The following is a 1,118-nucleotide window of genomic DNA, read 5'->3' as shown; positions in this document are numbered from 1 at the left end:
TACTGCCGTTGTAGCTGTAGCTGTACATCCATTGCTTCCTGTTACCGTCACAGTATATGTTCCTGCTGAGTTAATTGTTGCTACTGCTGTTTTGGCTGAGTAGGAATTTGGTCCTGACCATTGGTAGCTTGTACCTCCTGAGGCGGTTCTGGTTACCGAAGTTACAGAACATGACAAATTCGTAGTGCCTATAATCTGGGCAGTTGGTGGATTATTAATTGTAACATTAACCGTCACAAATCCACTTCGACAAGCCCCATCTTCGCATCGAACATTATAAGTTGTTGGTGATGTGAGATTTGGTGTTACATAAGGTGAGCCAGTAAATGGAATGGCCACCAAACTTGCATTGTACCAAACCACCGAACTATTGGCACAAGCAGCTGTTAATGAAGCAGTTGCACCATTACATATACTTACATTGCTTGTGCCTGTCGGATTTGATGGTGTAGAACTTACCGTAAATGCAAAAGCATCACTTGCACACTCAAAGGTTCCTGCATTAAAATTTGACACCCTAATAGTATGATTCCCTACGGGAACGCTACCGATTGTAGTGGTAAAGTTTCCACCATCTAAACTATAATAAGGCGTATTTGGAACATTGGTAGCCGCTACAGTAATATTAGTTGCACCACAAGTATTACTTTTGGTTACACCAGTAATAACGGCCTTTGTAGGTATATTTATTACTACATCAGGCGAACTCGTTTGTAGCCCACATCTGTCTCGAACCGCGACTCGATAAGTTCCACTTGATGGTATCGTGAATGTACTTGCAGTTGAAAAAGTCCCAAATGAATTACAGGCAGTTCCTGTGCAAAGTCCATAGGTATAGGGTCCGCCACTTCCACCACCACCATAGCCACTCAATACAGACCCTCCATCACAATCAAGTGCTGTGGTTGTAGATAGGGTTGGAGTAGATGTGAGGTCTCCTACAACCAAATTCGCAGAATTGGAAATTGTTCCGCAGGCATCAGTTACTCTAACGATATAAGTATTAGCTGCGAGACCCGCAAACACACTATCTGTCTGAGGTCCTGCTATAATAGCACCCGATGACTGTAATACTATTGAAAAAGTTCGAGGTAATGAACCTCCTGAAGCAGATGCTG

General features: G+C 43.0%; 1 protein-coding gene. It reads right to left on the bottom strand.

The genetic code is table 11. The features are described from left to right. A partial coding sequence (locus tag EGI31_RS14835) for an immunoglobulin domain-containing protein (RefSeq protein WP_255037959.1) occupies nucleotides 1–1,118 on the bottom strand: 1,118 nt, incomplete at both ends.

The organism is Lacihabitans soyangensis (assembly GCF_024343775.1).
Classification (GTDB): Bacteria; Bacteroidota; Bacteroidia; order Cytophagales; family Spirosomataceae; genus Leadbetterella; species Leadbetterella soyangensis.
This window is presented reverse-complemented; position numbering and strand designations above follow the sequence as displayed.